Genomic DNA, 487 nt, shown 5'->3' with positions numbered 1-487 from the left:
GAACCGTTGAGTAGCAATAAAGTTACTCAACTAAAGGGCCAGTTTGTGGAGGATTTTAACAGGTTTTTTAGAGTTATTATTTAAAAAAGGATTTTGAAGTCTTTTGGTGAAAATTAAATATTAAATCTATAAAAGATAGAGGTTGTTGTGATGTTGAAACTGTTTCAATATAACTGGCAAGTTCGTGATGATTGGTTTACATTGTGCGAAGACATACCAGATGAAGAACTATTAAAGAAACGGGTCGGTGGGTTCGGCAGTATACTACATACCCTATTTCACATTGTAGATGTGGAATATATGTGGATCTTATGTTTGCGAGGTGAACCAGTACCTGAGGAGCCATTGTTTGAGGATTATGCTAGCTTACAAAAATTGAAAAATCTTTCAGCTCAATACCATGAGAAAGTGAAGCCATTTGTGACATCTTGGACAAATGAAATGGATTCTCGGAAACTTTCAGAAACTGATTTCAATGAAGAACCGA

The 487-nt window shown here is 35.3% G+C and carries 1 protein-coding gene; it reads left to right on the top strand.

Annotation, left to right across the window (positions count from 1 at the left end; genetic code table 11):
* Window positions 1–150 precede the first annotated feature (150 nt).
* On the top strand, window positions 151–487 hold a 337-nt coding region (locus tag MR170_RS31040), incomplete at its 3' end, for a DinB family protein (RefSeq protein WP_242310673.1).

The sequence above is a fragment of the Bacillus cereus group sp. BfR-BA-01524 genome (assembly GCF_022662595.1).
Lineage (GTDB): Bacteria > Bacillota > Bacilli > Bacillales > Bacillaceae_G > Bacillus_A > Bacillus_A thuringiensis_S.
This window is presented reverse-complemented; position numbering and strand designations above follow the sequence as displayed.